This is a genomic window from Allobosea sp. GW821-FHT03A12 (genome assembly GCF_058986765.1).
The window spans coordinates 489,216-515,754 of record NZ_JBYSVZ010000004.1; the positions used below are offsets into that span (position 1 = coordinate 489,216).

26 protein-coding genes are annotated in these 26,539 nt (G+C 67.3%); 9 read left to right on the plus strand and 17 right to left on the minus strand.

The features are described from left to right. The first annotated feature begins 16 nt into the window (after positions 1-16). Both AC3WLC_RS16590 and AC3WLC_RS16595 read left to right on the plus strand, forming a co-directional pair. Complete coding sequence (locus tag AC3WLC_RS16590) at positions 17-823, plus strand: IclR family transcriptional regulator (protein ID WP_493685010.1); 807 nt, start codon at positions 17-19, stop codon at positions 821-823. A gap of 291 nt (positions 824-1,114) precedes the next feature. Beyond that, positions 1,115-2,149, plus strand: coding sequence for an ABC transporter substrate-binding protein (locus tag AC3WLC_RS16595; RefSeq protein WP_493685011.1), 1,035 nt, complete (start codon positions 1,115-1,117; stop codon positions 2,147-2,149). A 61-nt stretch (positions 2,150-2,210) separates the two neighbouring features. On the opposite strand, the gene AC3WLC_RS16600 is transcribed toward AC3WLC_RS16595, so the two are convergent. Continuing rightward, complete coding sequence (locus AC3WLC_RS16600) at positions 2,211-3,890, minus strand: hypothetical protein (protein ID WP_493685012.1); 1,680 nt, start codon at positions 3,888-3,890, stop codon at positions 2,211-2,213. 276 nt (positions 3,891-4,166) lie between these two features. On the opposite strand from AC3WLC_RS16600, the gene AC3WLC_RS16605 reads away from it, so the two are divergent. Together AC3WLC_RS16605 and AC3WLC_RS16610 are read left to right on the plus strand one after the other, a co-directional pair. Next, the gene (locus tag AC3WLC_RS16605) at positions 4,167-5,138 is read left to right on the plus strand and encodes an AEC family transporter (protein WP_493685013.1); all 972 of its coding nucleotides are present in this window, start codon (positions 4,167-4,169) and stop codon (positions 5,136-5,138) included. A gap of 34 nt (positions 5,139-5,172) precedes the next feature. Further along, positions 5,173-6,276: a CaiB/BaiF CoA transferase family protein gene (locus tag AC3WLC_RS16610; protein WP_493685014.1), complete on the plus strand. Its 1,104-nt coding sequence runs from the start codon at positions 5,173-5,175 to the stop codon at positions 6,274-6,276. A gap of 2 nt (positions 6,277-6,278) precedes the next feature. Here the strand turns inward: AC3WLC_RS16610 and AC3WLC_RS16615 are convergent, their stop codons facing one another. Together AC3WLC_RS16615 and AC3WLC_RS16620 are read right to left on the minus strand one after the other, a co-directional pair. Then, positions 6,279-7,451, minus strand: a complete 1,173-nt coding sequence (locus AC3WLC_RS16615) for a UbiH/UbiF family hydroxylase (protein WP_493685015.1) — start codon at positions 7,449-7,451, stop codon at positions 6,279-6,281. A gap of 52 nt (positions 7,452-7,503) precedes the next feature. Next, on the minus strand, positions 7,504-9,204 hold the full coding sequence (locus AC3WLC_RS16620) for a SulP family inorganic anion transporter (protein ID WP_493685016.1): 1,701 nt from the start codon (positions 9,202-9,204) through the stop codon (positions 7,504-7,506). A 128-nt stretch (positions 9,205-9,332) separates the two neighbouring features. On the opposite strand from AC3WLC_RS16620, the gene AC3WLC_RS16625 reads away from it, so the two are divergent. The 3 genes from AC3WLC_RS16625 to AC3WLC_RS16635 all read left to right on the plus strand — a co-directional run bounded on the left by AC3WLC_RS16625 (position 9,333) and on the right by AC3WLC_RS16635 (position 11,787). After that, positions 9,333-10,304: a quinone oxidoreductase family protein gene (locus AC3WLC_RS16625; RefSeq protein ID WP_493685017.1), complete on the plus strand. Its 972-nt coding sequence runs from the start codon at positions 9,333-9,335 to the stop codon at positions 10,302-10,304. A gap of 88 nt (positions 10,305-10,392) precedes the next feature. After that, positions 10,393-11,472 carry a hypothetical protein gene (locus AC3WLC_RS16630; RefSeq protein WP_493685018.1) on the plus strand — a complete coding sequence of 360 codons (1,080 nt, stop codon included), beginning with the start codon at positions 10,393-10,395 and terminating at the stop codon, positions 11,470-11,472. Positions 11,473-11,574: 102 nt separating this feature from the next. After that, a complete protein-coding gene (locus tag AC3WLC_RS16635) occupies positions 11,575-11,787 on the plus strand; it encodes a hypothetical protein (protein WP_493685019.1) in 213 nt (70 codons plus the stop codon). A gap of 12 nt (positions 11,788-11,799) precedes the next feature. On the opposite strand, the gene rimO is transcribed toward AC3WLC_RS16635, so the two are convergent. Then, positions 11,800-13,119 carry a 30S ribosomal protein S12 methylthiotransferase RimO gene (gene rimO / locus AC3WLC_RS16640; protein ID WP_493685020.1) on the minus strand — a complete coding sequence of 440 codons (1,320 nt, stop codon included), beginning with the start codon at positions 13,117-13,119 and terminating at the stop codon, positions 11,800-11,802. A gap of 199 nt (positions 13,120-13,318) precedes the next feature. On the opposite strand from rimO, the gene AC3WLC_RS16645 reads away from it, so the two are divergent. Next, on the plus strand, positions 13,319-13,606 hold the full coding sequence (locus tag AC3WLC_RS16645) for a hypothetical protein (protein ID WP_493685021.1): 288 nt from the start codon (positions 13,319-13,321) through the stop codon (positions 13,604-13,606). Positions 13,607-13,613: 7 nt separating this feature from the next. Here the strand turns inward: AC3WLC_RS16645 and AC3WLC_RS16650 are convergent, their stop codons facing one another. Further along, positions 13,614-14,963, minus strand: coding sequence for a sensor histidine kinase (locus tag AC3WLC_RS16650; RefSeq protein ID WP_493685022.1), 1,350 nt, complete (start codon positions 14,961-14,963; stop codon positions 13,614-13,616). Between the two features lie 2 nt (positions 14,964-14,965). Continuing rightward, a complete protein-coding gene (locus tag AC3WLC_RS16655; protein ID WP_493685023.1) occupies positions 14,966-15,646 on the minus strand; it encodes a response regulator transcription factor in 681 nt (226 codons plus the stop codon). 234 nt (positions 15,647-15,880) lie between these two features. Between AC3WLC_RS16655 and AC3WLC_RS16660 the strand changes: the two genes are divergently transcribed. After that, entirely contained in the window at positions 15,881-16,468 is a 588-nt protein-coding gene (locus tag AC3WLC_RS16660) for a class I SAM-dependent methyltransferase (protein ID WP_493685024.1), read from the plus strand. Between the two features lie 12 nt (positions 16,469-16,480). On the opposite strand, the gene AC3WLC_RS16665 is transcribed toward AC3WLC_RS16660, so the two are convergent. From AC3WLC_RS16665 to AC3WLC_RS16715, 11 genes are all read right to left on the minus strand, one after another. Further along, on the minus strand, positions 16,481-17,227 hold the full coding sequence (locus AC3WLC_RS16665) for an SDR family NAD(P)-dependent oxidoreductase (RefSeq protein ID WP_493685025.1): 747 nt from the start codon (positions 17,225-17,227) through the stop codon (positions 16,481-16,483). Positions 17,228-17,284: 57 nt separating this feature from the next. After that, positions 17,285-18,148, minus strand: coding sequence for a sulfurtransferase (locus AC3WLC_RS16670; RefSeq protein WP_493685026.1), 864 nt, complete (start codon positions 18,146-18,148; stop codon positions 17,285-17,287). Next, positions 18,145-18,582: an OsmC family protein gene (locus tag AC3WLC_RS16675; protein ID WP_493685027.1), complete on the minus strand. Its 438-nt coding sequence runs from the start codon at positions 18,580-18,582 to the stop codon at positions 18,145-18,147. The genes AC3WLC_RS16670 and AC3WLC_RS16675 overlap by 4 nt, the downstream gene beginning before the upstream one ends. Before the next feature lie 66 nt (positions 18,583-18,648). After that, the gene (locus AC3WLC_RS16680; RefSeq protein WP_493685028.1) at positions 18,649-19,695 is read right to left on the minus strand and encodes a sulfate/molybdate ABC transporter ATP-binding protein; all 1,047 of its coding nucleotides are present in this window, start codon (positions 19,693-19,695) and stop codon (positions 18,649-18,651) included. A 12-nt stretch (positions 19,696-19,707) separates the two neighbouring features. Continuing rightward, entirely contained in the window at positions 19,708-20,601 is an 894-nt protein-coding gene (gene cysW / locus AC3WLC_RS16685) for a sulfate ABC transporter permease subunit CysW (RefSeq protein WP_493685029.1), read from the minus strand. Further along, on the minus strand, positions 20,594-21,439 hold the full coding sequence (gene cysT, locus AC3WLC_RS16690) for a sulfate ABC transporter permease subunit CysT (protein ID WP_326873695.1): 846 nt from the start codon (positions 21,437-21,439) through the stop codon (positions 20,594-20,596). Before cysT ends, cysW begins: the two co-directional genes overlap by 8 nt. Positions 21,440-21,441: 2 nt before the next feature. Continuing rightward, complete coding sequence (locus AC3WLC_RS16695) at positions 21,442-22,479, minus strand: sulfate ABC transporter substrate-binding protein (protein ID WP_493685030.1); 1,038 nt, start codon at positions 22,477-22,479, stop codon at positions 21,442-21,444. Between the two features lie 174 nt (positions 22,480-22,653). Further along, positions 22,654-24,111: a siroheme synthase CysG gene (gene cysG / locus AC3WLC_RS16700; protein ID WP_493685031.1), complete on the minus strand. Its 1,458-nt coding sequence runs from the start codon at positions 24,109-24,111 to the stop codon at positions 22,654-22,656. Continuing rightward, complete coding sequence (locus tag AC3WLC_RS16705) at positions 24,108-24,356, minus strand: hypothetical protein (RefSeq protein ID WP_493685032.1); 249 nt, start codon at positions 24,354-24,356, stop codon at positions 24,108-24,110. Before AC3WLC_RS16705 ends, cysG begins: the two co-directional genes overlap by 4 nt. A gap of 4 nt (positions 24,357-24,360) precedes the next feature. Continuing rightward, the gene (locus tag AC3WLC_RS16710) at positions 24,361-24,879 is read right to left on the minus strand and encodes a DUF934 domain-containing protein (RefSeq protein WP_493685033.1); all 519 of its coding nucleotides are present in this window, start codon (positions 24,877-24,879) and stop codon (positions 24,361-24,363) included. Then, entirely contained in the window at positions 24,866-26,536 is a 1,671-nt protein-coding gene (locus tag AC3WLC_RS16715; protein WP_493685034.1) for a nitrite/sulfite reductase, read from the minus strand. The genes AC3WLC_RS16710 and AC3WLC_RS16715 overlap by 14 nt, the downstream gene beginning before the upstream one ends. Positions 26,537-26,539: the final 3 nt, after the last annotated feature.

The following is a 26,539-nucleotide window of genomic DNA, read 5'->3' on the forward strand; positions in this document are numbered from 1 at the left end:
AAGGACGAGATCGAGAATGGCGTCGGATTCGGAACGGGGTGAAGCCGGGGTCAAATCCGTGCAGCTTGCCTTCGATGTCCTCGAAGCCATCGCGGCGGCGGAAGGGGAGGTCGGCGTCAGCGAACTCGCCTTGGCGCTCGGCACGACGAAGGGCACCATCTTCCGCCATCTCCAGACGCTGGTCGATCGCGGCTATTGCCAGCAGAACGCCGCGACCTCGCGCTACAAGCTCGGCTTGCGGGCGCATATCCTCGGCCGCAGCGCGACGGGCCAGCTCAATCTGCTTTCCGCCTGTGAGGTTCCGGCCCGCGACTTGCGGGAGGAGCTCGGGGAGACCGTGGTCATCAGCGGCGGCGTCGGCCCAAGCCTCGTCGTGCTGAGCACGACCCTCGGCAAGTCCCCGCTGGAGATCGGGGTGCGCGCCGGCAGCGAGCTGGTGCTGCATGCAACGGCGCAGGGCAAGGTGACGCTCGCCTTCGGCTCCGCGCAGATCGTCCAGGCCTTCGACCGCCGCAAGCTCGATATCCTCACCGAGCATACGATCTCGTCGCGCGATGCGCTGGCGCGCGAGCTCGACCGCGTCAGGGAGCGCGGCTATGCGGTGGCTCCGAACGAGGACACGCTCGGCATCAATGCGCTCGCCGCTCCCGTCCTCGACGAGACCGGCACGGCGATCGGCTCGATCGCGATCGTCGGCTCGATCCAGTACATCAAGGCCGAGCCGGACAAGGCGCAGGTCGACGCCGTCCTGCGCGCCGCGATCAAGGCGTCTTGGAATCTCGGCTACAAGGGCTCGATCATTCCGCTGCGCCGCCCGGCCTGACAGCGGCGCCGAACGCTCCCCAGGCAATCTCCCCCGCTAGCCATGACGAACGCGCCGTATCCGTCGCGGGCGTGCTGCGGCGTGACGGCCTTCCTCATCGCTACCAGTGATCGCCGGCCCCGGGAGGCGGACCGGCGTTTGATCGCTCGCTACCTTGCCCTAGCGTGAGGTTTCGTTGACAGGTGGCGAGCGGGTCAGTACGTTTCCTATAAAGAAACATCGTTTCTTACAGAGATGTTTCAATGCGGCAAAGGCAGTTGGCTTGCCGGATCAGAAAACAGGGGACGTTCCATGAAGTATCTCGCGGTTCTGGCCGGTATTTCAGTGGCTTTTGCCGTTCCTTCGGTCGCTTCTGCCGACAGCCTTACCGTTGCGACTTGGGGAGGCAGCTACACGCATAAGCAGCGTTCGGTGCTGATGGAGCCCTTCACCAAGAAAACGGGCGCCGATGTGCGGGACGCTGTATACACCGGCGGTCTCGGCCAGATCCGCGCGATGGTCGAAGCCAAGAACACGATCTGGGACGTCATCACGCTCGGTTCCCCGGAGACGATCAATGCCTGCGCCGAGGGGGCGATCGTCGAGCTCGACAAGTCGAAGCTGACGCATGCCGCCGATTTCCCGGCCGGCGGCATCACGCCCTGCGGCATCGGCTCCGTCGGCTGGTCGCTGGTGCTGGCCTACAACAGCAAGCTGACCGGCGAGCAGCCCAAGACTTGGGCCGATTTCTGGGACCTCAAGAAATACCCCGGCAAGCGCGCCCTGCGCCGCCAACCGAAGGCGACGCTGGAGATCGCCCTGCTGGCGGACGGGGTCGCGCGCGAGGACGTCTACAAGGTGATGCGCACGCCCGCCGGCATCGACCGCGCCTTCAGGAAGCTCGACGAGATCAAGTCGAGCATCCAGTGGTGGGAGGCGGGCGCGCAGCCCTCCGACTGGCTCAGCTCGGGCAATGTCGTGATGTCGACCTCCTTCATCGGCCGCATCCTCGAGGCCCGCGCCGAAGGGGCGCCGCTCGGCTATGGCTGGCAGGACGCCTTCTACACGATCGACTACTGGACGATCGTCAGCGGCGGCAAGAACATCGAGCGGGCCTACGAGTTCATCAACTTCGCGACCTCGCCCGAGGCGCAGGCCGCCTTCTCGGCGATCCAGCCGGTCGCGCCGGTGAACGGTAAGTCCGCCGGCCTGCTCGCGCCCGACCGGCTACCGCTGATGCCGGTCGGCAAGAATGTCGAGCAGAACGTCCGGTACGACGAGCAGTTCTGGAACGACAATCTCGAGACGCTGAACGAGCGTTTCAACGCCTGGCTGGCCAAGGGCTGATCGACTCTCCTGCCGATGCAGTCGCTCGCAAAGGCCGTCTCGCGAGAGAAAGGACCGCCATCTATCGCGGCGGCGGTCCTGGCAACTCCGACTTCCTCAGATACATGTCCCAGCAGGGCGCAAGGCTGATCAGCTGGCGGCCTTCCAGGGCCTGGGCGAACTGTATCCAGATCGCCGCCCGCTTGACCTCGTAGGGGCATTTGGGCCGCATGATCGCGTCGATGTCGCGCAGCGCCTCCAGCATCTCGCGCGTGACCTTCGGATTGGTCCGCTCGGTGTCGATGCCGAGCGCGACATGCTGCGGAGCGGCGCGGCCGAGCAGGTGGTTGAACGGGCTGATGAAGTCGAGCGCGAAGAAGCCGTTGAGCTGGCGCCGGTTCGTCGCCTCCCAGCGCTTGATCGCGTCGATGCCCTGCTGCACTTCCAGAAGCCAGGTCGCCTGGTGGTCGATCTCGGAGAACAGTGTGGCCGACGGCAGCAGGCCCCGGCGGACGAGATCGGCCGAGGCGTCGTAATACTTGACGTAGTGCTCCAGCTGCCCGACCGCGCGTTGCGCCAGCTCCGGCTTCAGGCTGACGCGGCCGAGCGGCCCGACATCCGGCACATCCAGCGCCTGGTAGCGTGGAGCGGCGATCAGCGCACGCGCGCCGCGTTCCAGGAAGATCACGGCGCTCGGCAGCGAGACGGCCATGACGAGCATCAGCACCCACGGGCGCAACTGGTCGCCGGACTTGTGGTGATAATCCCTGAGGATCAGGATCAACACCGGCCAGAGCCCGATGAATTCGAGCGATCCGCTGTTCTGCGTCTCGCCGAGGACGAGCGCGAAGAGGCTCGCGCTCAGCCAGCCCAGCGGCGAGGTCAACAGGCTCCCGGGTGACAACCGGTCCCGCCGCGCCGCATAGGCGAGGACGCCGATCAGCGCCAGGCAGGGCGCGATCACGTTGAACTTGATCGAGCCCAGCGTCAGGAAGCGCCGCAGAAACGAGGCGGAGTTGAGCATGGCAAGGTCGAGGATGTCTTCGAGATAGGCGAAGACGAGGCCGGTCGCGAGTTCGACCACGCCCAGGCAGGCGATGACCGCGCCAGCGGCGATCGCAGCGTCGCGAAAGCGCATGCGCCCGGCCAGGACCGCATAGCCGACGAGGGCGGCGCCCGAGACCGGCCCCGTCACCTTGACCAGGAACAGCGCGACCATCAGCACCGCGACGAGCGTCGTCAGCAGGGCCCGGTTCTCGACGAACAGTAGCGCCGCCAGCAGCAGATAGAGCAGCAGGGCGACGTGGCGGTTGTAGTAGCCGAACCCGTCGAAGCCGGGCGAGGGGTAGAGGCTGTGAAGGTTGATCGGCAGCGAGGTCAGGACCAGGAACGGTATCACGATCGCCAGCGCCAGCTTGCGCGAGCGTGCGTCGATGTCCCAGGCGATCAGCGCCGCGATCGGGAGCGAGAGTGGCACGATCGCCCAGTTGGCGAGCAGGGCCGGCTGCGCCTGCGGAAACAGTGCCTTGATCCAGGCGGTGAGATAGAAGCCGAGCGGCCCGATCGAGGTGAAGAAGTCGATATTGGGGATCTGACCCTGCCGGATGCGCTGCGCTGCATCGAGGTAGATGTCGGTATCCCAATAATTGGGTCCCAGCGGCAGGCGGATCGGGAGCGCGAGCCCCAGGATCACCATCACCAGGAACGCCACGATCCAGAAGGTCGGAGACGTGATCGAAGATCGCCAGACGGTCCCGGACACCGGACTACCTGCCGCCGCTTGAGAGCTGCTCATTATCGCCTGTTCCATGAGCCATTCAGGGAACATGGCAGAAATATGTTACCCGATCGCTTCCAGCTTCGTCGAAAGCTGCAATTTTTAGTTGTGCGGGCTACGAGCTGGAATTGAGGTAATCGGCTCGCCGGGCCACACGTCATGCAGCCGGCGCAGGATGTGTGGCCCGGCCGGGTTCTCAGGCGCCTGGGCCCATCCTATAAGGCGACGCCGTCGCCATCGTCGGCCACCCGGGAACGCCGCATGGCCGACATCGCCAGCCTGTTCAACCTGGTCGCGCCCTTCTTCGGGCTGATCCTGCTCGGATTCCTCATCGGCCGCTACAAGCGCCTGCCGGGCGAGGGGCTGGCCTGGATGCAGTTCTTCCTGATCTATGTCGCGCTGCCCTGCCTGTTCTACCGGCTGATCGCCGACAAGCCGCTGAGCGAATTGACCAACTGGCGCTTCGTCGCGGTGACGACGCTCGCGACCTTCTGCGCCTTCGTGCTCTCCTTCGCGCTCGGCTGGCGCCATACCCAGGGCGACATGCCGCAAGCGGTGATGCAAGGCGTCGCCGGCTCCTATTCGAACATCGGCTATATGGGCCCGCCGCTGATCCTGGCGGCGCTCGGGCCTGCCGCCAGCGCGCCGGTCGTGCTGATCTTCGTCTTCGACAACCTGCTGCTGTTCTCGCTGATCCCGTTCCTGATGGCGCTGGCGGGCGTCGAGAAACGCAGCTTCGCCGCGACGGCGGCCGAGGTGGTCCGGCGGGTCGTGACCCATCCCTTCAACGTCGCCACCGTCGCCGGCGTGCTCGCAGCCTTCCTCAAGCTCGAACTGCCGACGGCGCTCGACAAGATGACGCTCTGGCTCTCGCAGGCCGCGGCGCCCTGTGCGCTCTTCCTGCTCGGGGTCACGGTCGCGCTGCAGCCGATCCGGCAGATGCCCAGCGAGCTGCCCTGGCTCGTCGCGATCAAGCTGCTGCTGCATCCGCTCCTGGTCTGGCTGCTGCTCTCCGGCCTCGGTGATTTCTCGGCGCCCTGGGTCTATGCCGCCGTGATCATGGCGGCGCTGCCACCGGCCCTGAACATCTTCGTGATCTCGACGCAGTACCGCGTCGGCATCGAGCGCGCCTCGGCCTGCATCCTCGTCGGCACCATCGTCTCGACGGTGACGCTGACGGGCTTCCTGTGGCTGGTGAAGACGGGCAGGATGCCGGCAGACCTATTCCACTGAGGGCCCACAAGGGCCTGCCTTCCCGGGCCCATCGATGCAGCCGCTGTCCGACCTCCTCGTCCTCGATTTCTCGACCCTGCTGCCCGGGCCGCTGGCGAGCCTTTTCCTCGCCGAGGCCGGGGCGCGCGTGATCCGGATCGAGCGGCCGGACGGCGAGGACATGCGCCGCTTTCCGCCGCGCTTCGGCGAGACCTCCGCTCCCTTCGCCGCGCTCAACCGCGGCAAGCAGAGCCTCGCCATCGATCTCAAGGCGCCGGGCGCCCTGGCGCGCCTGACACCGCTGATCGCACAGGCCGACATCGTGATCGAACAGTTCCGGCCCGGCGTGATGGAGCGTCTCGGCTTCGGCTATGAGGCGCTCAAGGCGCTCAACCCGCGACTGGTCTACTGCTCGATCAGCGGCTACGGCCAGGACGGCCCGCGCGCCTCCGAGGCGGGCCACGACATCAACTACCAGGCGATTGGCGGCTTGCTCGGCCAATCACTCGCACCCGGCAGGCCGGCGCCGCTGCCGCCGACCCTGGTCGCCGACATCGCCGGCGGCGCCATGCCGGCCGTGATCAACATCCTGCTCGCCTTGCGCGAGCGCGACCGCTCCGGCCAGGGCTGCCATCTCGACATCGCCATGACCGATGCGATGCTCGCCTTCTCCTGGTATGCGCTGGCGCAGGGCCAGGCGTCGGGCCGCTATCCGGCCGGCGGGGAGGGGATGCTCACGGGCGGCAGCCCGCGCTACGGCCTCTATGCGACCGCGGATGGCTGGTTCCTCGCGGTCGGCGCGATCGAGGAGAAATTCTGGAGGAGCTTCTGCGAGGGCATCGGTTTGGACGCCGAACTGCGCGACGACCGGCGCGATCCGGCAGCGACACAGGCGGCGATCACCGCGATCATAGCCTCGCGACCTGCGAAGTATTGGCGGGACACGATCGAGCCGCTCGATTGCTGCTGCACGGTGGTCCGGACGCTCGACGAAGCTCTGGCCGATCCGCACCTGACCGCGCGAGGCCTGCTCGACCGGCAAGTCGAGGAGCCGGGCGGGCGTCGCATGGTCTCGACGCCGCTGCCACTCGCGCCGGTCTTCCGCGATGCCGCGCCGGCGCTGCGCGCGAGCCCGCCGATCGGCGACTACGAGATCTGAGGTCAGCCTGCTGCCGTGCCGCCGGCCAGTCCCTGGCGCATCACCAGCCGGCGCAAGGGCGCGAGCCGCGACAGCGCCAGCAGCCCGGCGCCGCGCATCAGATCGGCTGGCAAAAGGTCGGTCAGCAAGGTCCGGTTGAGCGCATCGACCGCCCCGGTGCGCAGGCGCACATCCGCCTGGCGCGAGCGATCGTAAGCAGCGAGTGCTGCGTCTTCGCCCGGATCCTCGGCTCCAGCGACCGCATCGCGTAGCGCCGCGACATCGCGCAGACCGAGATTGAGCCCCTGCGCCCCGATCGGCGGGAAGACATGCGCGGCCTCGCCGATCAGCGCCATGCGCCCATCCGCGAACCGATCGACCGACAGGCCCCCCATCGGCACCCGCCCGCGTGGGCCGGCAAGCGTCATTGCGCCGAGGATCGAATGGGTCTGGCGCTCGACCGCGCGGGCGAAAGCGGCGTCATCGAGCCCGGCGATACGCTCGGCCTCGCCGGGTTCGAGCAGCCAGACCAGCGAGGAGCGGCGGCCGGACATCGGCACCAGCGTGCAGGGGCCGGAGCGGGTGTGGAATTCGGTCGAGGCGTCCTGATGCTCGCGGCGATGGCTCAGGATCGCGGTCAGCGCCACCTGCGGATAGCTCCAGTCGCGCGTTGTGATGCCGGCGGCCTCCCGGACACGCGACTTGCGGCCGTCGGCGCCGACGACGAGCCGCGCCCTGATCGGAGCGAACCCGTCGCCAGCAAGGAGGACGCCCTCGGCGCTTGCCGTGATGTCCGTCACCGCCTGCGGGATCAGGCGGATACGCGGCTCGGCAGCCGCCTTGGCTACCATGGCCTCGACCAGCACCGCGTTCTCGACATTCCAGCCGAAGGCCGGCAGGCTAAGCTCGGCCGCCTTGAATTCGACCGGCGGCTGCCGGAAAAGGCTGCCTGTATCGTCGACCAGCCGCATCACCGCGAGTGGCGCTGCGACCGCGTCCAGCGCCTCCGTCAGGCCAAGCGCTTCGAGCAGCCGCCAGGAGCCGTCGAGCAGGGCGACGGTGCGGCCATCACGCGGCGCACTCGCCTGACCGAACAGCACGACCTGCCGCCCGGCGGCGGCAAGCGCGAGCGCAGCCGCGAGCCCGACCGCGCCGGCCCCGACGATGGCGATGTCGCAATGCTGCTGGTCCGTCATGGCCTTTGGGTAGCCGATGCCGGCGCCGCTGGCGAGCGCGCCCTTGCCGCAGCTACCCCCAGACCACGCCCTTGCCGGGCTTCTGTGCGATCTCCCGGAACGAGACGATCCGCTCGTCGATGCCCTCATGGCCGAGCACGGCGCGAACCTGCCGTCCGGCACCGCGAATCTCGACAGCGGAGCCATGGCGCAGCGCCTTGTCGATCATCGCCTTTAGCGAGACTGCTGCACTCGAATCGGCGAAGGGCACGCCGGAGAGATCGAGCACGATCCGCTCGGGAAAGGGGCCGACACGATCGAGCACCGTCGCGACATGGCTGCTGGCGCCGAAGAAGAGCGGGCCGGTGATCTTGTAGTGGAAGGCTTCGCCGTCGCGCTTGCCGTTGCCGTTCGCCTGAGGCTCGTCATGGCCTGCTTCATCATAGTCGACGAGGCCTGCGTCCATGCCGGCATCGACCGTGACGATATTGGCCATGCGGTGCATGAAGATCAGCGAGCCCAGCACGACGCCGACGCCGATCCCGACCATCAGGTCCTCGAAGATCACCAGCAGGAAGGTCGAAAGCAGCACGAGCGAGTCGGCGCGCGAATGCGTGAGGATCGCGGCGAAGGCAGCCTTCTCCGCCATGTTCCAGGCGACGACGGCGAGTACGCCGGCGAGCGCCGCGAGCGGGATGTAGGAGGCGAGGGGCGCCGCGACCAGCATGAACAACAGCACGAAGGCGGCGTGCAGCATGCCGGCGACCGGCGTGACGCCGCCGGCGCGAATGTTCGTCGCGGTGCGGGCGATGGTGCCGGTGACGCAGATGCCGCCGAACAAGGGCGAGCCGATATTGGCGACGCCTTGCGCCACCAGCTCCATGTTCGAGCGATGCCGGCGCCCGCTCATCCCGTCGGCGACCACGGCCGAGAGCAGCGATTCGATGCCGCCGAGCACCGCGATCGACAGCGCTGCCGGCAGCACCTCAACCAGCTTGTCGAGGCTGAAAGCCGGCAGATGCGGGGCGGGCAGAGCGTGCGGAATTCCGCCGAAGCGGCTGCCTATGGTCTCGACCGGCAGGTTGAGCAGGAAGGTCGCGGCGGCGGCGAGTGCGACCGCGATCAGCAGCCCCGGCCAGCTCGGCCGCCAGCGCCTCACAGCCAGGATCGTCGCGATGGTCAGGGCCGAGAGGCCGAGCGCCGCCGGATTGAGCGTGCCGAGCGCGCCTGAGAGCGCCTGCAGCTTCGGGATCAGCGCCGCCGGCTCCTTGCCGGGCAGCGTCAGGCCGAGGAGGTCGCGGATCTGGCTGGCGAAGATGATGATCGCGATGCCGGTGGTGAAGCCGACCAGCACCGGATGCGGGATGTATTTGATGTAGGTGCCGAGTCTCAGCGCCCCGACCGCGATCAGCATCGCGCCGGCCAGCATCGTCGCGAGCAGCAACCCGTCGAAGCCGTGCTGGTCGATCGTCGCGGCGACAAGGACGATGAAGGCGCCGGCCGGCCCGCCGATCTGGTGGCGGCTGCCGCTCAGCGCCGAGACCAGGAAGCCGCCGATGATCGCGGTGAACAGCCCGGCGGCAGGCGTCGCGCCACTGGCGATGGCGATCGCCATCGAGAGCGGCAGCGCGACGATCGCGACCGTCAGCCCGGAGAGCGCATCGGCCCGCAGGCGGGCAAGTCCGTAGCCTTCGCGCAAGGCGGAGATCAGCTTGGGGGTGAAGGCCTCGCGCAGGATCGGGTGGCCGCCGAGATGAGCGCCTTGCCTGTTCATGTCAGAGACCGATCATGCAGTTATGCCAGACCGACTCGGCGTTTGCGCGGGTCTGCCGTGCAGTGCAGCCGTTGCGCAGGAGGAAGGCAAGTCCCTATCGTTGCGGCCATCGACATCAGGAGATCGCCATGGCGAAAGCAATCCGCGTGCACAAGACCGGTGGGCCCGAGGTTCTGCAGCTGGAGGAGGTCAGCCTGCCGGCGCCGGGACCGGGCGAGATCCTGATCCGCAACCGCGCCATCGGCCTCAACTTCATCGACACCTATTTCCGCACCGGCCTCTATCCGGCGCCGCTGCCGTTCACGCTCGGCAATGAATCGGCTGGCGACGTGCTCGCGGTCGGCCCGGGCGTGACCGAGTTCAAGCCGGGCGACCGCATCGCCGTCGTCGCCGCCCATGGCGCCTATGCCGAGGAGCGCATCGTGCCGGCGTCAGCCGTGGTCGCGCTGCCCGAGAACGTCTCCTACGAGGCCGGCGCCAGCATGCTGCTGAAGGGGCTGACCGCCGAATACCTGCTCCATCGCACCTATCCGGTGAAGCCGGGCGACATCATCCTGGTCCATGCCGCGGCCGGCGGCACCGGCTCGATCCTCTGCCAATGGGGCAAGGCGCTGGGCGCCACCGTGATCGGCACCGTCGGCAGCAAGGAGAAGGCCGAGCTCGCCAAGGCAAACAAGGCCGATCACGTCATCCTCTACCGCGACGAGGACGTCCCGGCGCGGGTCAAGGAAATCACCGGCGGCAAGCTCTGCAACGTCGTCTATGACGGTGTCGGCAAGGACACCTTCATGGCCTCGCTCGACTCGCTGAGGCCGTTCGGCCTGCTGGCGAGCTTCGGCAATGCCTCGGGTGCTGTCGAGGCCTTCAATCTCGGCATCCTCTCGGCGAAGGGCTCGCTCTACGTCACCCGCCCGACGATGAACACGCACACGGCCAATCGCGACACCCTGGTCGCGATGGCGAAGAACCTGTTCGAGGCAGTCGGCTCCGGCAAGGTCAACGTCGCAATCAACGCCCGTTTCGCGTTGAAGGATGCGGCCGATGCTCATCGCGCGCTGGAAGGGCGCGGCACCACCGGCTCGACTGTGATCGTGCCCTGATCGGCAGCGTAAATTCGGCCTGAATCGAAGGCTATGCGAACAGCGGTCCGGCCAGGTGGCCGGGCCGTTTGCGTTTCAGGTAGCCCGCTTGCGCATCGCCAGGCTCATCGTCTCATCCAGCATCATCGCGGCTCTCGCAGCAGGCGGGGCGATGATCGCGCCGCCGGCCGTGCAGGGCTGGCGACTTCAGCAGGCGCAAGACGACCCCGCCGAATTGTCGCGGCTCCGCCTTGCCGGCGTCGCGACGCAGGATCGCATCGACCACGAGATCGCTCAGGCGGCTGCGGCCGGCGATCTCGCGCTCGCCGAGAGCTTCGTCTCGCTGGCGGCCGAGCGCGGCATCGCCGTTGCTCCCGAACGCATCGCACAGGTCGAAGCCTTGCGGCAGAACGCCGTGATGCGGGCCGTCTCGGATTTCGGCCACGGCTTCGTCGCCGGCGAGCGCGAGAGCGACGCCGCTTTCGCGGGTGCGCTGGTGGGTGATGTCAGCGGCTTCGGCGACCTGCGCGATCTCGCCCGGGAGGGCCGCAAGGTTATCGATGGCGGGCAGGCCGACGAGACGGCGCTGGCGATCGCGGCGGTTGGTCTGGCGATCACGGCCGCGACTTGGATCAGCCTGGGTGGGGGCCTTCCTGCTCGCGGCGGCCTCAGCGCCGTCAAGGCGGCGAGCAAGGCGAAACTGCTGTCTCCGGTGCTGACCGCCAATCTCGGCCGCATGGCGGCCGGCGCACTCGACCGGCCGGCCCTGGCGGCGAGCCTCGGTGCAGCGGCACGGCTCGACCTTGCGGCAGCGAAAGCCAGTGCCGGCGGCATCGTCCGGCCAGCGGCATTGGCACGCTTCACTACGCTCGGCCAGGACGCCGGCGCGCTCTATGGCCGGACCGGCCAGCGCGGCCTGCGCCAGGTGCTCGCTGTCGCCGAAGATGCCGGGGACATCGGCAAGGCAGCGAAGCTCGCAGCAGCCAGACCATCCACGGCTCGTGCGATTCTCAAGCTACTTGGGCGTTCGGCGCTGGTAATCGGTGCCCTCAGCCTGCAGGCGGCCGGCTGGATGCTGGCGCTGCTCGGCTATGCGATGGCCATCGCCATGGCCGCGCAACGCCTCGGCTGGTGGCTGGGACGGCTCGGCCGGAAGCGTCGTGCCGAGATGTCGACGCAAGCCGCCTGACGCAGGTAGAGCAAAAAAAACGAAAATTCCGAAACCTGAAAGCGAAAGCGCACCTGGAGCCGGCAAAGCGGGACCAACAGCAAGATCCCTGGTCCTCACGTCATGTCCCCGTTTCTTCGCCGCGCTGGTTTCGCTCTCTCCTTCGTCATCGTCGCGATGGCGCTCCAGACGCAGCTCTCCGCCCGCCCGACACTCCAGCTCGCGACTCAGGTCAGCGACGCACAGGTCGTCTTCGAGAAGTCGTCCAAGCCGCGTACCGGCCGGGTCACCCAGCTGCGCCGCATCCCGCGGCCGGTAGCCGCCAATCTCGCCTGAGCCGAAGCGGGCTCAGACCGCCATGCCGTGCAGATCGTAGGCGTCGGCACGCTCGACCTTCACCGTGACGATATCGCCCGGTCGCAGCGGCCGGCGGCTCGAGACATAGACATTGCCGTCGATCTCGGGCGCATCCCATTTCGAGCGCCCCTTGGCGACGGTCGGACCGGCCTCGTCGATGATCACCGGAATACGCTTGCCGACACGCCCCTTGACGATGCGGGCCGAGACCTCGGCCTGCGTCTTCATGAAGCGGTGCCAGCGCGCTTCCTTCTCGTCTTCGTCGACCATCGGCAGGCCGAGGTCATTGGCGGTCGCGCCCTTGACCGGCTCGTATTTGAAGCAGCCGACGCGCTCCAGCTTCGCTTCCTTCAGCCAGTCGAGCAGGAAGTCGACATCGTCTTCCGTCTCGCCGGGGAAGCCGACGATAAAGGTCGAGCGGATGGCGAGGTCCGGGCAGATCTCGCGCCACTTCCGGATCCGCTCCAGCGTCTTCTCGTGATGGGCGGGGCGGCGCATCGCCTTCAGCACGGAGGGCGAGGCGTGCTGGAACGGGATGTCGAGATAGGGCAGCACGTTGCCCTCCGCCATCAGCGGGATGACCTCGTCGACATGCGGATAGGGGTAGACATAGTGCATCCGGACCCAGACGCCCATCTGGCCGAGCTCGCGCGCCAGCTCGAAGAAGCGGGTGCGAACCTCGCGACCCTTCCACATCGAGGGTGCGTATTTGATATCGAGCCCATAGGCGCTGGTGTCCTGCGAGATCACCAGCAGCTCCTTGACGCCGGCCTTGACCAGCTTCTCGGCCTCGCGGAGCACATCGCCGATCGGCCGCGAGACCAGGTCGCCCCGCAGTTTCGGGATGATGCAGAAGCTGCAGCGATTGTTGCAACCTTCTGAAATCTTGAGATAAGCGTAGTGCCGCGGCGTCAGCTTGATGCCTTGGTCGGGCACGAGGTCGATGAAGGGATCGTGCTTGGGCGGCACCGCCTGGTGCACGGCCGAGACGACGCTCTCATACGCCTGCGGCCCGGTGATCGCGAGCAGGTTCGGGAAGGCGTCGCGGATCTGCTCGGGCTCGGCGCCCATGCAGCCGGTGACGATGACCTTGCCGTTCTCGGCCATGGCCGAACCGATCGCTTCCAGCGATTCCTGCTTGGCACTGTCGAGAAAGCCGCAGGTGTTGACGATGACGACGTCGGCGCCCGCATGGCTCTTGCTGAGCTCGTAGCCCTCGGAGCGCAGCGAGGTGATGATGCGTTCGGAATCGACGAGCGCCTTCGGGCACCCGAGGGAGACGAACGAGATTTTCGGCGCGACGGCGTTCATCGGCGGCGGAACTCTGAAAACGGAGCAAGGGAAAGGCGCGGCGAGGCCGGCGCGTTGGCGCTTCCTTTGATCCTTTTTAGTCGATTTTGCAACTCGGCTTGCTTCCAGAGCCGCCCACTCGAAAGCGCAAGGCTCCCTCAATCCTCGACGGGAACAGTCCAGGTCATGAGAGGCGAGGCCTCTGCGACTGGAGACCGCAATGCGCTGGACTGGCACCGTTTCGGGCATGGGTATCGCCATGCTCGCCCTCTGGAGTTCGCTCTCTTCGGCGAATGCCTGGGATCGCCCCTATTCGCCATGCCGGGACGGACGCTTCAGCACCGGTCGGCCAATGGATTGCGAGGCGGAGCTGCGCCGCTTGCGCCAGGGCCTCCCTGCCTATGATCCCTGCACCGACGGGCGCTACAGCCATGGCAGGCCGCGCGATTGCTATGCCGAGCTCCGCGCCCGGCACTGGCGCGATCGGCACGAGCGCTCTTGGAAGTAACCTCTGCTCAGCCGACAGGAGGCTGCTGCGGGAAGGTCATCCGCAAGCAGGCGCCACCGGATGCTGAATCGAGGGCGACCACATCGCCGCCATGGCGGTGCATGATCTCGCGCACGAGATTGAGACCGAGGCCGAACCCACGGCTCTGCGAGCGCAGACGGCTGAACGGCTCGAAGATATGTTCGCGTTGCTCCAGTGGAATGCCGTCGCCTTCGTCGCTGACTTCGATGGTGGCGGCGTCGACCCGGACCGAGATGGTCCCCGCGCGGCCGCCGTGCTCGATCGCGTTCTGGACAAGATTGGTCAGCGCCCGCTCGATCGCAGGGGCGTCGCCCCACACCGGAACCTGCTCGCTCGCGGCAGCGAATTCCACCTGATAGCCCGCCAGGAAGGCCAGCGGAGCAAGCTCGACCACCACCCGCTGCGCGAGGTCAGTCGGATCGAGCCGCGTGAACGGGGCGGCCTGCTGATCGAGCCTTTCCAGATCGAGCAATTGCTCCGTCACCGTGGCGAGTCGGGTGACGTCCTGCAGCAGACGCGTCTTGTCGGGGCCGGGAGGAAGCGATGCCAGCCGGGTCTGCAGGATCGCGACGGGCGTGCGCAGCTCATGGGCGGCGGCCGCCAGGAAGCGCTTGTGGCGCTCATGTCCCTTGTCGAGCCGTGCCAGCGCCGCGTTCACCGCCGAGACCAGCGGCACGACCTCGACCGGTACATTGTTCAGCGGCAGGCGAACTCCGCGCTGCTCGACCTCGATCCGCTGCGCTTGCGCGACTGCCTGACCGAGGCCGGCGAGGGCGCTTCTCACCACCCAGGGCGTCACCAGCAGCGCTGCGGCGGCCATGACGGCAAGGACCGGCAGGACCTCTTTCAGCAGCACCAGAGCGATGCCGAGGACCATCAGATAGGTCGAGATCGGAGTCTCGGTGCCGGTTACGATCTGGATCTCGCCGACCGCGCTCTGAACCCATCTGACGCGCGCCGTCGGCCGGGGCGGGTCGCCGAAGTTCCAGCCCAGCCGGGCCTGGCCGACCTGATCGAGCGCGCTGCCGAGGGCGCCATATTCGGCGGGAACCGTCCCTTCCGACAGCTGCTGCCCGGCACGGTCCCGGATGACGAACCAGAGATCGGAAGCCTGCGTCCGCATCCGCAAGAGCTCGCGCGTCGGGCGCAGCGCCAGCTGGTCGCCGGGTCCGCGGGTCACGGCCCCACGCAACGTCTCGATCGTATTCTCTTCCGACCTGAAGCTCATCAGCACGCCGCTGGCGAAGAGCCCTGCGACGATCAGGACGACCACGATCGCCTGGAAGCCCATCAGGCGCAGGACCAGCCGGCGCTCCAGCGAATGCGAACCGGCCATGGTCAGGCGGCTTCGCGCAGCAGGTAACCGACGCCGCGGATGCCATCGATCACGGCGCCCGACGAGGCTTCGGCCAGCTTCCGGCGCAGGCGGGAGACATGGGTATCGAGCGCATTCGACTGGATGTCGTCGTCCAGTCCGAACACCGCCTCCATCAGGAAGCCGCGCACTACCATCCGCCCGGTCCGGCGAGCAAGTGCTTCGAGGACGAGCAGCTCGCGTCGCGGCATCACGAGCATCTCCCCGCCGATGCGAGCTTCCCGATGGGTGAAGTCGAAGGAGAGGCGGCCGACGCGGACAATGTCGGGCCGCAATTGCGGCGGGCGGCGCAGGATGGCGCGCAGCCGCGCCAGCAATTCTTCGAATGCGAAGGGTTTGCCGAGATAGTCGTCGGCGCCGCCATCGAGGCCGAGCACCCGTTCGCCGAGATCGCCCCGCGCCGTCAGCACCAGCACGGGCACGGTGTCGCCAGCAGCCCGCAGCGCGCCGATCACAGCGAGGCCGTCTCCATCCGGCAATTGGCGATCGAGCAGCACGGCATCATAGACGCCCCGGCCTTCGCGCAACGCCGCCTCCGCCTCGGCCCGGGTCGGCAGGTGGTCGACCACCATGTCCTGGCGGGTGAGGGCGTCGCGCAAGGCCTGCGCCATCGCCGGCTCGTCCTCGACCAACAAGATGCGCAAGCCGCTTCCTCCTCCGGATCGCAAGCGGCTTGGCGCAGGTTCATTGCGTCTGCATTGCAAAACGCTGGGAAGGCCTTCGCACGGCTCCTGTCGGCGCCAACGATCATGACAGGTAGGCTCAATGCAGCCGCGGGATATCGGCAGGCCTGTCATCCGTTTGCGAGATCGCCTGCAATGCCATCCAGATCCCTGTCCAATGCCGCCAATCGGATGCCGAGCGAGTCCACAAACCAGATGCGCTCCGACGCCTGGTCCTTCTTTCGCGCCTGGCTGGAGGCGCCGCTACGCGTCGCGGCTGTCGCGCCGTCGAGCACTGCCCTTGCCGAGCTGATCACATGCGAGATCACACCGGCGACAGGCCCGGTGCTCGAGCTCGGGGCTGGCACGGGTTCCTTCACGCGCGCCCTGATTGCCCGCGGCATCGCCGAGAACGACCTCACTTTGGTCGAGTTCGGCTCGGATTTCGCGCGGTTGCTCGAAATGCGTTTTCCGGCCGCCCGAGTTCGCTGGATGGATGCCGCCTGCCTGCGCGAGGCCAACCTGTTCGAAGGGCCGGTCGTCGGCGCTGTGATCAGCGGCATGCCGGTACTGTCGATGCCGCCACGCAAGGTCATCGCGATTCTGAGGGGCGCATTCGGCTATATGCGGCCGGGTGGCGCGTTCTATCAATTCACCTACACCACACGCTGCCCGATCCCCGAGGCGATCCTCTCTCGTCTCGGCCTGAAGGCGACGCGGATCGGCTCGACCTTGCGCAACCTGCCTCCGGCGGCGGTCTACCGGATTTCGCGGCGGCCGCCCTCGCCATTGAGGGTGGTCTAGCGCTGGCCGGCGTCAGCGCGCGGTCAGCCCGCCATCGGCCATGTAGAATCCGCCGGTCAGAAAGGAGGCCTCACCTGAGAGCAGGAAAGCGACTGTGTCGGCGATTTCCTTGCGTGTCCCGAGCCGCCCGAGCGGATGTGCGGCCGCGAAGTCCGCTTTGGCATCCTCCGGGAGCTTCGCTATCTCCGGCGTCTCGATATAGCCGGGTCCGATCGCATTGATGCGGATGCCCTGCGTCGCATAGTCGAGTGCCGCCGCACGCGTCAGCCCGACAATGCCGTGCTTGGTCGCGCAATAGGGCGCGATCCCGGCCTGTCCGATCGCTCCGGCGCCCGACGACATGTTGACGATGGCGCCGCCGCCGGCCGCGAGCATCGCTGGAATCTCGTATTTCATGCCGTGGAAGACGCCGGACAGGTTGATCGCGAGAATGCGCTGCCAGGCCTCGAGCTCGGTCTCGGCCAGCGGCACGCCGTGTTCGCCGGTGATGCCGGCATTGTTCACGGCAAGATGGAGGGCTCCGAAGCGCTCGACCGTTTGCCGTACGGCCGCCTCGACCGCCGTCGCTTCGGCGACGTCCGCCTCCAATGCGAGCGTTCGCGCGCCGGAAGGGTCGAGCCGTGCCGCGATCTTGCTGACGCCGTAGCGGTCGACATCCAGGAGTGCGACACAGGCACCGCGTCGGAAGAGGACTTCCGCTATCGTCTCGCCGAGGCCGGTCGCCGCCCCGGTCACGATCGCCACTTTCCCTTCGAACATCGCGTTCTCCTTCGCTATGGAAGGAGAACGCGTGGCGAGGCAGATATTTCCAGCCGCTCAGGCCGGTGCGCTCTCGACCGGCCGCTCCGGATCCTGCGTCCAGTCGGTCATCGAGCCGTCATAGAGCGAGACCTCCTCGCGGCCGAGCAGCTCCGACATCACGAACCAGTTCAGCGACGCGGTGTGGCCGGTGTTGCAATAGGAGATCGCCGGTCCCTGCGGCACCGGGCCGAACAGAGCGGCGAGGTCCCCGGCTGGCTTGAAACGTCCCGTCGCCGGATCGAAGGCCGCGGAATAATCGCGCGAGACGGCGCCCGGGATGTGCCCGGCGCGCGTGGCCTCGGCCGCCTTCTCCTTGCCCTCGAAATAGCTGGATGAGCGGGCGTCGACGAGCGTCGCGAGCTTGCTGCGCGAGGCGACGAGCGTGGCGTCGGCGGTGCTGCGCAGCTTCTGCTGCATGACCACAGGATAAGGCGACGCCGAGCTGGGCTTGGACGGCCCGGTCTCGATCGGCAGCCCGAGCGAGCTCTGCCAGCCCTTGAAGCCGCCATCGAGGATCGCCTGCTGGCCATGGCCGATCAGCTTCAGCGTCCAGTAGACGCGTGTCGCGGCGGCAAGGTCGCTGGCGCTGAGCCCTGCCGGCACGATCACCACCTTGCTCGGCGGCGTAATGCCGAGACGGCCCGCCAGCTCGGCAAGATGGCCGAGCGGCGGCAGCATGCCGGGCGCATTGCCGACCTTGGCGCGCCAGCCATCGGCAGCGTAGTCGCTGTGCACGGCGCCGGGAATGTGGCCAGCCTCGAAAGCCTGGCGCCCGCCCTCGGCGGCAGCGCGGATGTCGATGATGACGAGATCGGGTGAGCCCAGCGCCCCGGCCAGGACTTCGGGAGAAATGAGCCCCGAGGTCGGGATATCCGTCATTCCGCGGCCTCCTGTTGCAGTTCGTCGACGACTGTCAGCGACGTGCTCATCTCAGCAGTGGCGCCAAGCATGATCGAAGCGGAACAGTACTTTTCCTTCGACAATGTGACGGCGCGTTCGGCCTTGGCCTGCGACAGACCGCGACCGCTGACGCGATAGGCGATGTGGATCTTGGTGAAGACCTTGGGGTCCTCGGTCGCGCGCTCGGCCTCGACCTCGACCTCGCAGCCGGTCACCGCCTCGCGCCCTTTCTTGAGGATCTGCACGACGTCGAAGCCGGTGCAGCCGGCGAGCCCTATCAGCAGCATCTCCATCGGCCGGATGCCGATATTGCGGCCACCATATTCAGGCGCGCCGTCCATGATCATGGCATGGCCGCTGCCGGCCTCGCCCATGAAGGCCATGCCCTCGACCCATTTCGCCCGCGCCTTCATCGCACTCTCCTCCGGTTCGCTTTGCCTGAGGGATAACGTGCCGGAGACGATGAGGCGAGGGTGGCCTTAGGCCGCAGCGAACAAGTTGCCATGCGTGATACGCAGCCGGATGCGTTCGCCGATCGCCGGGGCCACCTGGCTGGCAAGATCGACATCGAGCCGCTTCGGCAGGCCGTCGACGGCGACTTCGGCACGGCGCAGCGGCCCGTTGCGGCGCAGATGCTCGACGACGCCGGGCAAAGCGAGGGGCGCGTCGTCGACGATGCGCAGGTGCTGCGGCCGGACATAGAGCGAGGCCGGCCCGCCCTGGTTCTGGCGCAGGCCTCCGAGCACCGGCCGGTCCTGGAAGAAAGCCTGGCTGCCGACGACCTTGACCGGCAGATGGTTGGCGTCGCCGAGGAACTGGCAGACGAAGGGCGTAGCCGGGTGATCGTAGACATCGTCGGGCGAGCCGACCTGTTCGAGCCGGCCATCATGAAGGATCGCGACCCGGTCGGCGAGCTCCAGCGCCTCTTCCTGGTCATGCGTGACGAAGACGGTGGTGTGGCCGGTGCGCTGGTGGAGCTGGCGCAGCCAGGCGCGCAGGTCCTTGCGGACCTTGGCGTCGAGCGCACCGAAGGGCTCGTCGAGCAGGAGCACGCGCGGCTCGATCGCCAGCGCCCGGGCGAGCGCAATGCGCTGGCGCTGGCCGCCGGAGAGCTGGCTCGGATAGCGCTTCTCGAGGCCGGGCAGCTGGATAAGTTCCAGGAGATCGGAGACGCGCTTTCTTATCTCGGCAGGGGCCGGCCGCTCGGCTCGCGGACGCGATTTCAGCCCGAAGGCGATGTTCTCGGCGACGCTCATCGTCTTGAACAGCGCGTAATGCTGGAAGACGAAGCCGATCCGGCGCTCGCGCAGTGAGAGCTCGCGCGTATCGGTCTCGCCGAAGAGCACGCGGCCGCGCTCGGCCTGCTCCAGCCCGGCGATGACTCGCAGCAGGGTCGTCTTGCCCGAGCCGGACGGGCCGAGCAGCGCGACGAGCTCGCCCGGCTGGATGTCGAGCGAGACGCCGCGGAGGGCCGGGAAATTCTGGAAGCGCTTCTCGACGCTTTCAATGGTGACGGCAACCGACATGGGCTCTTCCACTCAGTGACGACGGCTGGCGGCGATCGCATCGGCGAAATGCCATTCCAGCACGGTTTTCAGGACGAGCGTGATGAGGGCGAGGCCCGCCAGCAGCGAGGCGACGGCGAAGGCGGCAGCGCCCATGTACTCATTGTAGAGGATCTCGACATGCAGCGGCATGGTCGTGGTCACGCCACGGATCTTGCCGGAGACGACGGCGACGGCGCCGAACTCGCCCATGGCGCGGGCATTGCAGAGCAGCACGCCGTAGAACAGGCTCCACTTCACGTTCGGCAGCGTGACCGTGAAGAAGGTCCGCCAGGGCGAGGCGCCGAGCGTCAATGCCGTCTCCTCGTCGGCCGAGCCGAGCGACTGCATGTGCGGGATCAGTTCGCGCGCAACGAACGGGAAGGTGACGAAGATCGTCGCCAGCAGGATACCCGGCACCGCGAAGATGATCTTGAGGTCGTTGGCCGCGAGCCAGGGACCGAAATAGCCCTGCGCTCCGAACAGCAGCACGAAGACCAGGCCCGAGATCACCGGCGAAACCGAGAAGGGCAGGTCGATGAAACTGATCAGCAGGCTCTTGCCGCGGAACTCGAACTTGGCGATCGCCCAGGCGGCCGCTAGGCCGATGATCACGTTGAACGGCACCGCGATCGCCGCGATGAGCAGGGTCAGCCGGATCGCCGCCAAGGCGTCGGGCTCGAGGATCGCCTCGCGATAGGCCTGCCAGCCCCGTGCGCCGGCTTCGCCGAAGACCGAGATCAGCGGCAGGAACAGGAAGAGGCAGAGGAAGATGAGCGAAACCGCGACCAGCACGACCTGGACGATGCGCGATTCGCCCTTGACGCGACGTGCGGCGCGGGCGGGCGCGAGGTCCTCGATCTGATAGGGCAGGCTGGCATCAGACATCGCCGAACCTCCGGCGGGCGCTGGCCTGGATCAGGTTGACCAGCAGGATCAGCGAGAACGAAAGTAGCAGCATGATCGTTGCGACCACCGCCGCCCCGGCATAGTCGAACTGCTCCAGCCGGATCACGATCAGCAGGGGCGCGATCTCGGAGACCATCGGCACATTGCCGGCGATGAAGATCACCGAGCCGTATTCGCCGACGGCCCGCGCGAAGGCGAGCACGAAGCCGGTCAGCAGCGCAGGCAGCACCGGCGGCAGCAAGACGGTGAAGACGGTGCGCCAGCGGCTGGCGCCGAGCAGCGCCGCGGCCTCCTCGATGTCGGCCGGCAGCTCTTCCAACACCGGCTGGATGGTGCGCACGACAAAAGGCAGGCCGATGAAGATCAGCGCCACCATCACGCCGAGCGGCGTATAGGCGACCTTGATGTTGTAGGGCGCGAGCAGGCTGCCGACCCAGCCATTGGGCGCATAGATCGCGGCGAGCGCGATGCCGGCGACGGCGGTCGGGAGTGCGAAGGGCAGGTCGACTGCCGCATCGATCAGGCGCCGCCCCGGAAAATCATAGCGGACGAGCACCCAGGCCAGGATCAGCCCGAAGACCGCATTGACCGTCGCGGCGAAGAAGGCCCCGAAGAAGGAGAGCTTCAACGCGGCGAGCGTGCGCGGCGAGGTCGCCACCGCCCAGATGTCGGCGGGACCGGCGCTCGCCGCCTTGATGAAGAGGGCGGCGAGCGGAATCAGCACGATCAGCGACAGCGCCGTCACGGTGATGCCCAGCGCCAGGCCGAAGCCTGGCAGGATGCTGGGCTCGCGCCAGCGGGAGACCGTCGCGGTCATGCTCAGCGCGCCGGCTTGTAGAGCTGGTCGAAGGTGCCGCCGTCACCGAAATGGGTGGGCTGCGCCTTGGCCCAGCCGCCGAAGCTCTCATCGATGGTGACGAGCTCGACCTTCGGGAAGCGGGCGACGTCCTTCGGGTCGGCCGCTTCCGGATTGCGCGGGCGATAATAGTTTTTGGCGATGATCGCCTGGCCCTTCGGCGTGTAGAGGAATTCGAGATAGGCCTGCGCCTCGGCGCGGGTGCCCTTGGCGTCGACATTGCCGTCGACCACCGCGACCGGCGGCTCGGCCAGGATCGAGAGCGAGGGCACGATGATGTCGAACTTGTCCTCGCCGAACTCCTTCAGCGCCAGGAAGGCCTCGTTCTCCCAGGACAGGAAGACGTCGCCGATGCCGCGCTGGGTGAAGGTCGTGGTCGCGCCGCGCGCGCCGGTGTCGAGCACCGGGACATTGGCCAGCAGCTTGCCGATATAGTCGCGGACCTTGGCCTCGTCCTTGTTGAAGGCCTTCTCGGCATAGGCCCAGGCGGCGAGGTAGTTCCAGCGCGCGCCGCCCGAGGTCTTCGGGTTCGGCGTAATGATCTGGATACCCGGCTTCACCAAGTCGCCCCAGTCCTTCACCGCCTTCGGATTGCCCTTGCGGACCAGGAAGACGATGGTCGAGGTATAGGGCGACGAGTTCTGCGGCAGGCGCTTCTGCCAGTCGAGCGGCAGCTTCTTCGAGCGCTCGGCGACGGCGTCGATGTCGCCGGCGAGCGCCAGCGTCAGCACGTCGGCATTCAGCCCGTCGATCACGGTGCGGGCCTGCGCGCCCGAGCCGCCATGCGACTGCCGGATCGTGCTGATCTTCTTGGCGTTCTTGGCGTTCCAGTCGGCGATGAAGGCCGCGTTGATCTCGCGATAGAGCTCGCGGGTCGGGTCATAAGAGACGTTGAGCAGCTCGGTCTGGGCGCGGGCGCCGCTGATCACGCCGAAGCACAGGGCGAAGGCTCCGAGCGCCAGGCCGGCTTGCAGCAGGCGGTGAAGTCTCTGTCGCGTCATCTCAGTGCTCCGTGCTGAACAGCGCTTCGAACCGTTGGAACAGTTCAAATCTTGTTCTTAATAACAAACAGAACGTACTGAATTGGCGGTCATTACTCAACCGGTGAGGGCAGTAGAGCCCTTCCAAACTTTCAGCGCCAGAGAGAAAACGCGTCTCCGGCAGTTTGGTTCATTTCAGCCTTGGGCCAATTTTACACCGGCCACAGCCGGCAGCGCAGCGCCCATGGCATGGCCGATCAGGACGAGGACGGGCCCCTTGCTCGGCAGCTCGCCGAGACGCTCGGGCAGTTCCGCGATCGTGCTGGCGATCCGTGTCTCCGCCGGGGTGGTGGCGCCGAGCATGGCGATCGCCGGCGTCGCCGGATCGAGCCCGGCGGCGAGCGCCTTCTCGCGGAACAGCGGCAGCGTGGCGCGTGCCATATAGAGCGCCGTGGTTGCGGCGGGGTCGGCGAGAGCCTTCCAGTCCAGATCCTGCGGCAGCTTGCCGTCGCGGGCATGGCCGGTGACGAATTGCAGGCGACGGGCGTGATCGCGGTGCGTCAGCGACAAGCCGAGCGAAGCCGCCGCGCCCTGCGCCGCCGAGATACCCGGCACGATCGCGACCGGGATGCCGGCGCGCTGGCAGGCCTCGATTTCCTCGCCGGCACGGCCGAAGATGCCGGGGTCGCCGCCCTTCAGCCGGACCACATGCTTGCCCTGGCCGGCGAGCGAGACGAGCATCGCGTTGATGTCGTCCTGCTTCACCGCCGGACCATAGCCCTGCTTGCCGACCAGCATGCGCTTGGCCTCTCGCCGGGCGAGCTCGAGCACGCCGGACGAGACGAGATCGTCATAGAGGATGATGTCGGCGCTCTGCAGCGCGCGGATCGCCTTGAGCGTCAGCAGCTCCGGATCGCCCGGGCCGGCGCCGACCAGGGTGACGCGGCCGTTCGGCGTACCGCCGCGCTCGATCTCGTCGAGCACGGCAGAGAGGTCGTCCCGATCGCTCTCGTCAGGCCGGCGCTGCGGCTCGGCCAGGGCGCGGCTGGTGAAGCGTTCCCAGAAGTCGCGGCGCAAGGGGAAGGCGAGCTCGCGCGCCTTGACCATTGGGCGCCAGTCATGCGCGGCCTGAGCCCAAGACTTGAGACCGGCCGGCAGCAGCGCCTCGATCTTGGCGCGGATCGCCTGGCCGAAGACGGGGGCGGCGCCGTCGGTCGAGATCGCCACCACGAGCGGCGAGCGGTTGACCAGCGAGCCGAAGGCGAAATCGCAGAACTCGGGCTTGTCGACGAGGTTGACCGGCACGCCGTTCTGCCGGGCCGCGGCGGCGAAGGCCTTGGCTTCATCGAGGGAGTCGATGTCGGCGATGGCGAGCGCGGCGCCATCGAGATCATCGGCCTGCCAGGCGCGCGGCAGCACCGTCACCGAACCGGCCGGCGGATCGTTCGCGAGCCCGGCAAAGAGCTCCGGATTGTCACCGGCGAGAATCAGCAGCTCACTGCCAGCGGCTGCGAGCAGTTCGGCTTTCCAGAGCGCGCCCTCGCTCGCCCCCGCGAGTACGACCTTGCGCCCCTCCAGCTTGTGGAAGAGCGGCAGTGTCGCGAGCCGGTCGATCCGGCGCGGGGCAATAGCTTCCGGGCGTCTTGCGCTCATCGTTGTGTCGCTGCGGCCTTCACATCGGGTTGCGTCCGGGTGTTGCCCGCAGGTGGCACGAACAGCCACAGACCGGCAAGCACCAGAATGATAAGCCGGAAGCAAAGATCGAACCAGCGCTCGCGCGGGGCAGGAGCCGATTGGCCGATAGCACGGTCGATGTCGGTCAGCATGGCTTCTTCCCATTCATCGTCGCTATGGCGATCGGCCGGCCGCCGCAGGCTGGATTGGGCCGAACCGTGCATCGTCTCAACCCGCCGCGGCATGTTTCAGCCGGGCCGAACGGCGCCGGTCGAGGATGTTGCCGCTGTCGCCATAGCCACGCTGGTAGCCATGGCTGATCTGGCCGAGCGCGCGGGTCCATTGCTCGACCGGCTGGCGCACGGCGCTCGCCTCGGGCAGCTCGACCTCGTCGAAGCCGCAGGCGAGGGCATAGGCGAACTGGTCGACGATCAGCGGACCACTCACACGCAAGGTACCGGTGAAGCCGTGATTCCGGATGAGCCGCGCCAGACTGAAGCCGCGCCCGTCGCCGAAGGAGGGAAAGCTGATCGCGATCAGCGAGAGCTGGCGCATCAGGAGCTTGAGCTCGGGAATGCGGACAGTGTTGGGGATGACGACGCCGATGCGCTGGTCGCGTGTCTTCTGCGCCAGCGCCTCCGGCAGCGCCGTCCACTCCACGAGCGCATGCGAGATATTGTCGATCGCCGCGCCGTCGCTGCGCGTCCAGATCTCGGCCTTGGCGCCGTGACGATCAAGCAACGGCATGGCTGACCTCCTGAAAGGCCGCCTTGAACGGCGCCAGGCCGATGCGGCGGACATTGTCGATGAAGCTCTCGCCCGACTGGCGCTGCGCCAGATAGACCGAGACGATGCGCTCGATCGCATCCGGCACGTCCTCGGCGGCGAGGCCGGGGCCGAGGATCTCGCCGATCGCGGCGTTCTCGGTGGCGTCGCCGCCGAGCGTGATCTGATAGGATTCGATGCCGCGCTTCTCCAGGCCGAGAATACCGATATGGCCGACATGGTGGTGGCCGCAGGCATTGATGCAGCCGGAGATCTTGATGTTGAGCACACCGATCTCCTTCTGGCGGACGGGATCGGCAAAGCGCTGGGCCAGCGCCTGCGCGATCGGGATCGAACGGGCCGTCGCCAGCGCGCAATAGTCGAGGCCGGGGCAGGCGATGATATCCGTGATCAGCCCGGCATTGGCGGTCGCCAGCTCGGCCTCGCCGAGGCGCTGCCAGACCGCGAACAGATCCGACAGCCTCACATGCGGCAGGACGAGGTTCTGGGCATGGGTGACGCGGATCTCCGACAGCGAGAACTCGTCGGCGAGATCGGCGACGACGCGCATCTGCTCGCTGGTGGCATCGCCGGGAGGCGCGCCGATCGGCTTCAGCGAAATCGTCAGCGCGGCATAGCCCGGCTGCCGGTGTGGCGTGAGATTGGTCTCGACCCAGCGGGCGAAATCGGGATTGCCGGCTCTCGCCGCCTCGAAGGCGCCGCTGGTCGCCGGCAGCGACTCATAGGAGGGCGGCGCGAAATAGGCGGCGATGCGCGCGACCTCGGCCGGGTCGGCGTTGACCGAGGGACCGTCGAGCCGGGCGAACTCCTCCTCGACGCGGCGGGAGAATTCCTCGGTGCCGATCTCGTGGACGAGGATCTTGACGCGGGCCTTGTACTTGTTGTCGCGCCGGCCCTCGAGATTGTAGACCCGCATGATCGCCTCGAGATAGGCGAGCAGGTCGGCCTTAGGCAGGAACTCGCGCACGACCTTGCCGATCATCGGGGTACGGCCGAGGCCACCGCCGACGATGACCTCGTAGCCGATCTCATGCGTGTCCGGGTGGCGCAGGATGCGCAGGCCGATATCGTGCGCCTTGACCACGGCGCGGTCGTGCTCGGCGCCGGTCACCGCGATCTTGAACTTGCGCGGCAGGTAGTCGAACTCGGGATGCAAGCTCGACCATTGCCGGATCAACTCGGCAGTCGGGCGCGGATCCTCGACCTCGTCCTGGGCGACACCGGCGAAATGGTCGGCGGTGACGTTGCGGATGCAGTTGCCCGAGGTCTGGATCGCATGCATCTCGACATCGGCGAGCAGGTCGAGAATGTCGGGAATGTCGCGCAGCTTCGGCCAGTTGAACTGAAGATTGGTCCGCGTGGTGAAATGGCCGTAGCCACGGTCATAGCGCTCGCCGATCAGCGCGAGCTGGCGCATCTGCTTCGACGAGAGCGTGCCGTAGGGCACCGCGATCCGCAGCATATAGGCATGCAGTTGCAGATAGACGCCGTTCTTCAGGCGCAGCGGCTTGAACTCGTCCTCGGTCAGCGAACCGCTGAGCCGACGGCCGACCTGGTCGCGGAACTGCGCGACGCGCTCGCGGACAAAGCGTTCGTCGAATTCGTCGTAACGATACATGCG

Excerpts from the sequence above, each read along its gene's own strand:
- AC3WLC_RS16590 (WP_493685010.1), top strand. The coding sequence starts at position 17 with ATGGCGTCGGATTCGGAACGGGGTGAAGCCGGGGTCAAATCCGTGCAG.
- AC3WLC_RS16595 (WP_493685011.1), top strand. The coding sequence starts at position 1,115 with ATGAAGTATCTCGCGGTTCTGGCCGGTATTTCAGTGGCTTTTGCCGTT.
- AC3WLC_RS16605 (WP_493685013.1), top strand. The coding sequence starts at position 4,167 with ATGGCCGACATCGCCAGCCTGTTCAACCTGGTCGCGCCCTTCTTCGGG.
- AC3WLC_RS16610 (WP_493685014.1), top strand. The coding sequence starts at position 5,173 with ATGCAGCCGCTGTCCGACCTCCTCGTCCTCGATTTCTCGACCCTGCTG.
- AC3WLC_RS16615 (WP_493685015.1), bottom strand. The coding sequence starts at position 7,451 with ATGACGGACCAGCAGCATTGCGACATCGCCATCGTCGGGGCCGGCGCG.
- AC3WLC_RS16620 (WP_493685016.1), bottom strand. The coding sequence starts at position 9,204 with ATGAACAGGCAAGGCGCTCATCTCGGCGGCCACCCGATCCTGCGCGAG.
- AC3WLC_RS16625 (WP_493685017.1), top strand. The coding sequence starts at position 9,333 with ATGGCGAAAGCAATCCGCGTGCACAAGACCGGTGGGCCCGAGGTTCTG.
- AC3WLC_RS16635 (WP_493685019.1), top strand. The coding sequence starts at position 11,575 with ATGTCCCCGTTTCTTCGCCGCGCTGGTTTCGCTCTCTCCTTCGTCATC.
- rimO (WP_493685020.1), bottom strand. The coding sequence starts at position 13,119 with ATGAACGCCGTCGCGCCGAAAATCTCGTTCGTCTCCCTCGGGTGCCCG.
- AC3WLC_RS16645 (WP_493685021.1), top strand. The coding sequence starts at position 13,319 with ATGCGCTGGACTGGCACCGTTTCGGGCATGGGTATCGCCATGCTCGCC.
- AC3WLC_RS16650 (WP_493685022.1), bottom strand. The coding sequence starts at position 14,963 with ATGGCCGGTTCGCATTCGCTGGAGCGCCGGCTGGTCCTGCGCCTGATG.
- AC3WLC_RS16660 (WP_493685024.1), top strand. The coding sequence starts at position 15,881 with ATGCGCTCCGACGCCTGGTCCTTCTTTCGCGCCTGGCTGGAGGCGCCG.
- AC3WLC_RS16665 (WP_493685025.1), bottom strand. The coding sequence starts at position 17,227 with ATGTTCGAAGGGAAAGTGGCGATCGTGACCGGGGCGGCGACCGGCCTC.
- AC3WLC_RS16670 (WP_493685026.1), bottom strand. The coding sequence starts at position 18,148 with ATGACGGATATCCCGACCTCGGGGCTCATTTCTCCCGAAGTCCTGGCC.
- AC3WLC_RS16675 (WP_493685027.1), bottom strand. The coding sequence starts at position 18,582 with ATGAAGGCGCGGGCGAAATGGGTCGAGGGCATGGCCTTCATGGGCGAG.
- AC3WLC_RS16680 (WP_493685028.1), bottom strand. The coding sequence starts at position 19,695 with ATGTCGGTTGCCGTCACCATTGAAAGCGTCGAGAAGCGCTTCCAGAAT.
- cysW (WP_493685029.1), bottom strand. The coding sequence starts at position 20,601 with ATGTCTGATGCCAGCCTGCCCTATCAGATCGAGGACCTCGCGCCCGCC.
- cysT (WP_326873695.1), bottom strand. The coding sequence starts at position 21,439 with ATGACCGCGACGGTCTCCCGCTGGCGCGAGCCCAGCATCCTGCCAGGC.
- AC3WLC_RS16695 (WP_493685030.1), bottom strand. The coding sequence starts at position 22,479 with ATGACGCGACAGAGACTTCACCGCCTGCTGCAAGCCGGCCTGGCGCTC.
- cysG (WP_493685031.1), bottom strand. The coding sequence starts at position 24,111 with ATGAGCGCAAGACGCCCGGAAGCTATTGCCCCGCGCCGGATCGACCGG.
- AC3WLC_RS16705 (WP_493685032.1), bottom strand. The coding sequence starts at position 24,356 with ATGCACGGTTCGGCCCAATCCAGCCTGCGGCGGCCGGCCGATCGCCAT.
- AC3WLC_RS16710 (WP_493685033.1), bottom strand. The coding sequence starts at position 24,879 with ATGCCGTTGCTTGATCGTCACGGCGCCAAGGCCGAGATCTGGACGCGC.
- AC3WLC_RS16715 (WP_493685034.1), bottom strand. The coding sequence starts at position 26,536 with ATGTATCGTTACGACGAATTCGACGAACGCTTTGTCCGCGAGCGCGTC.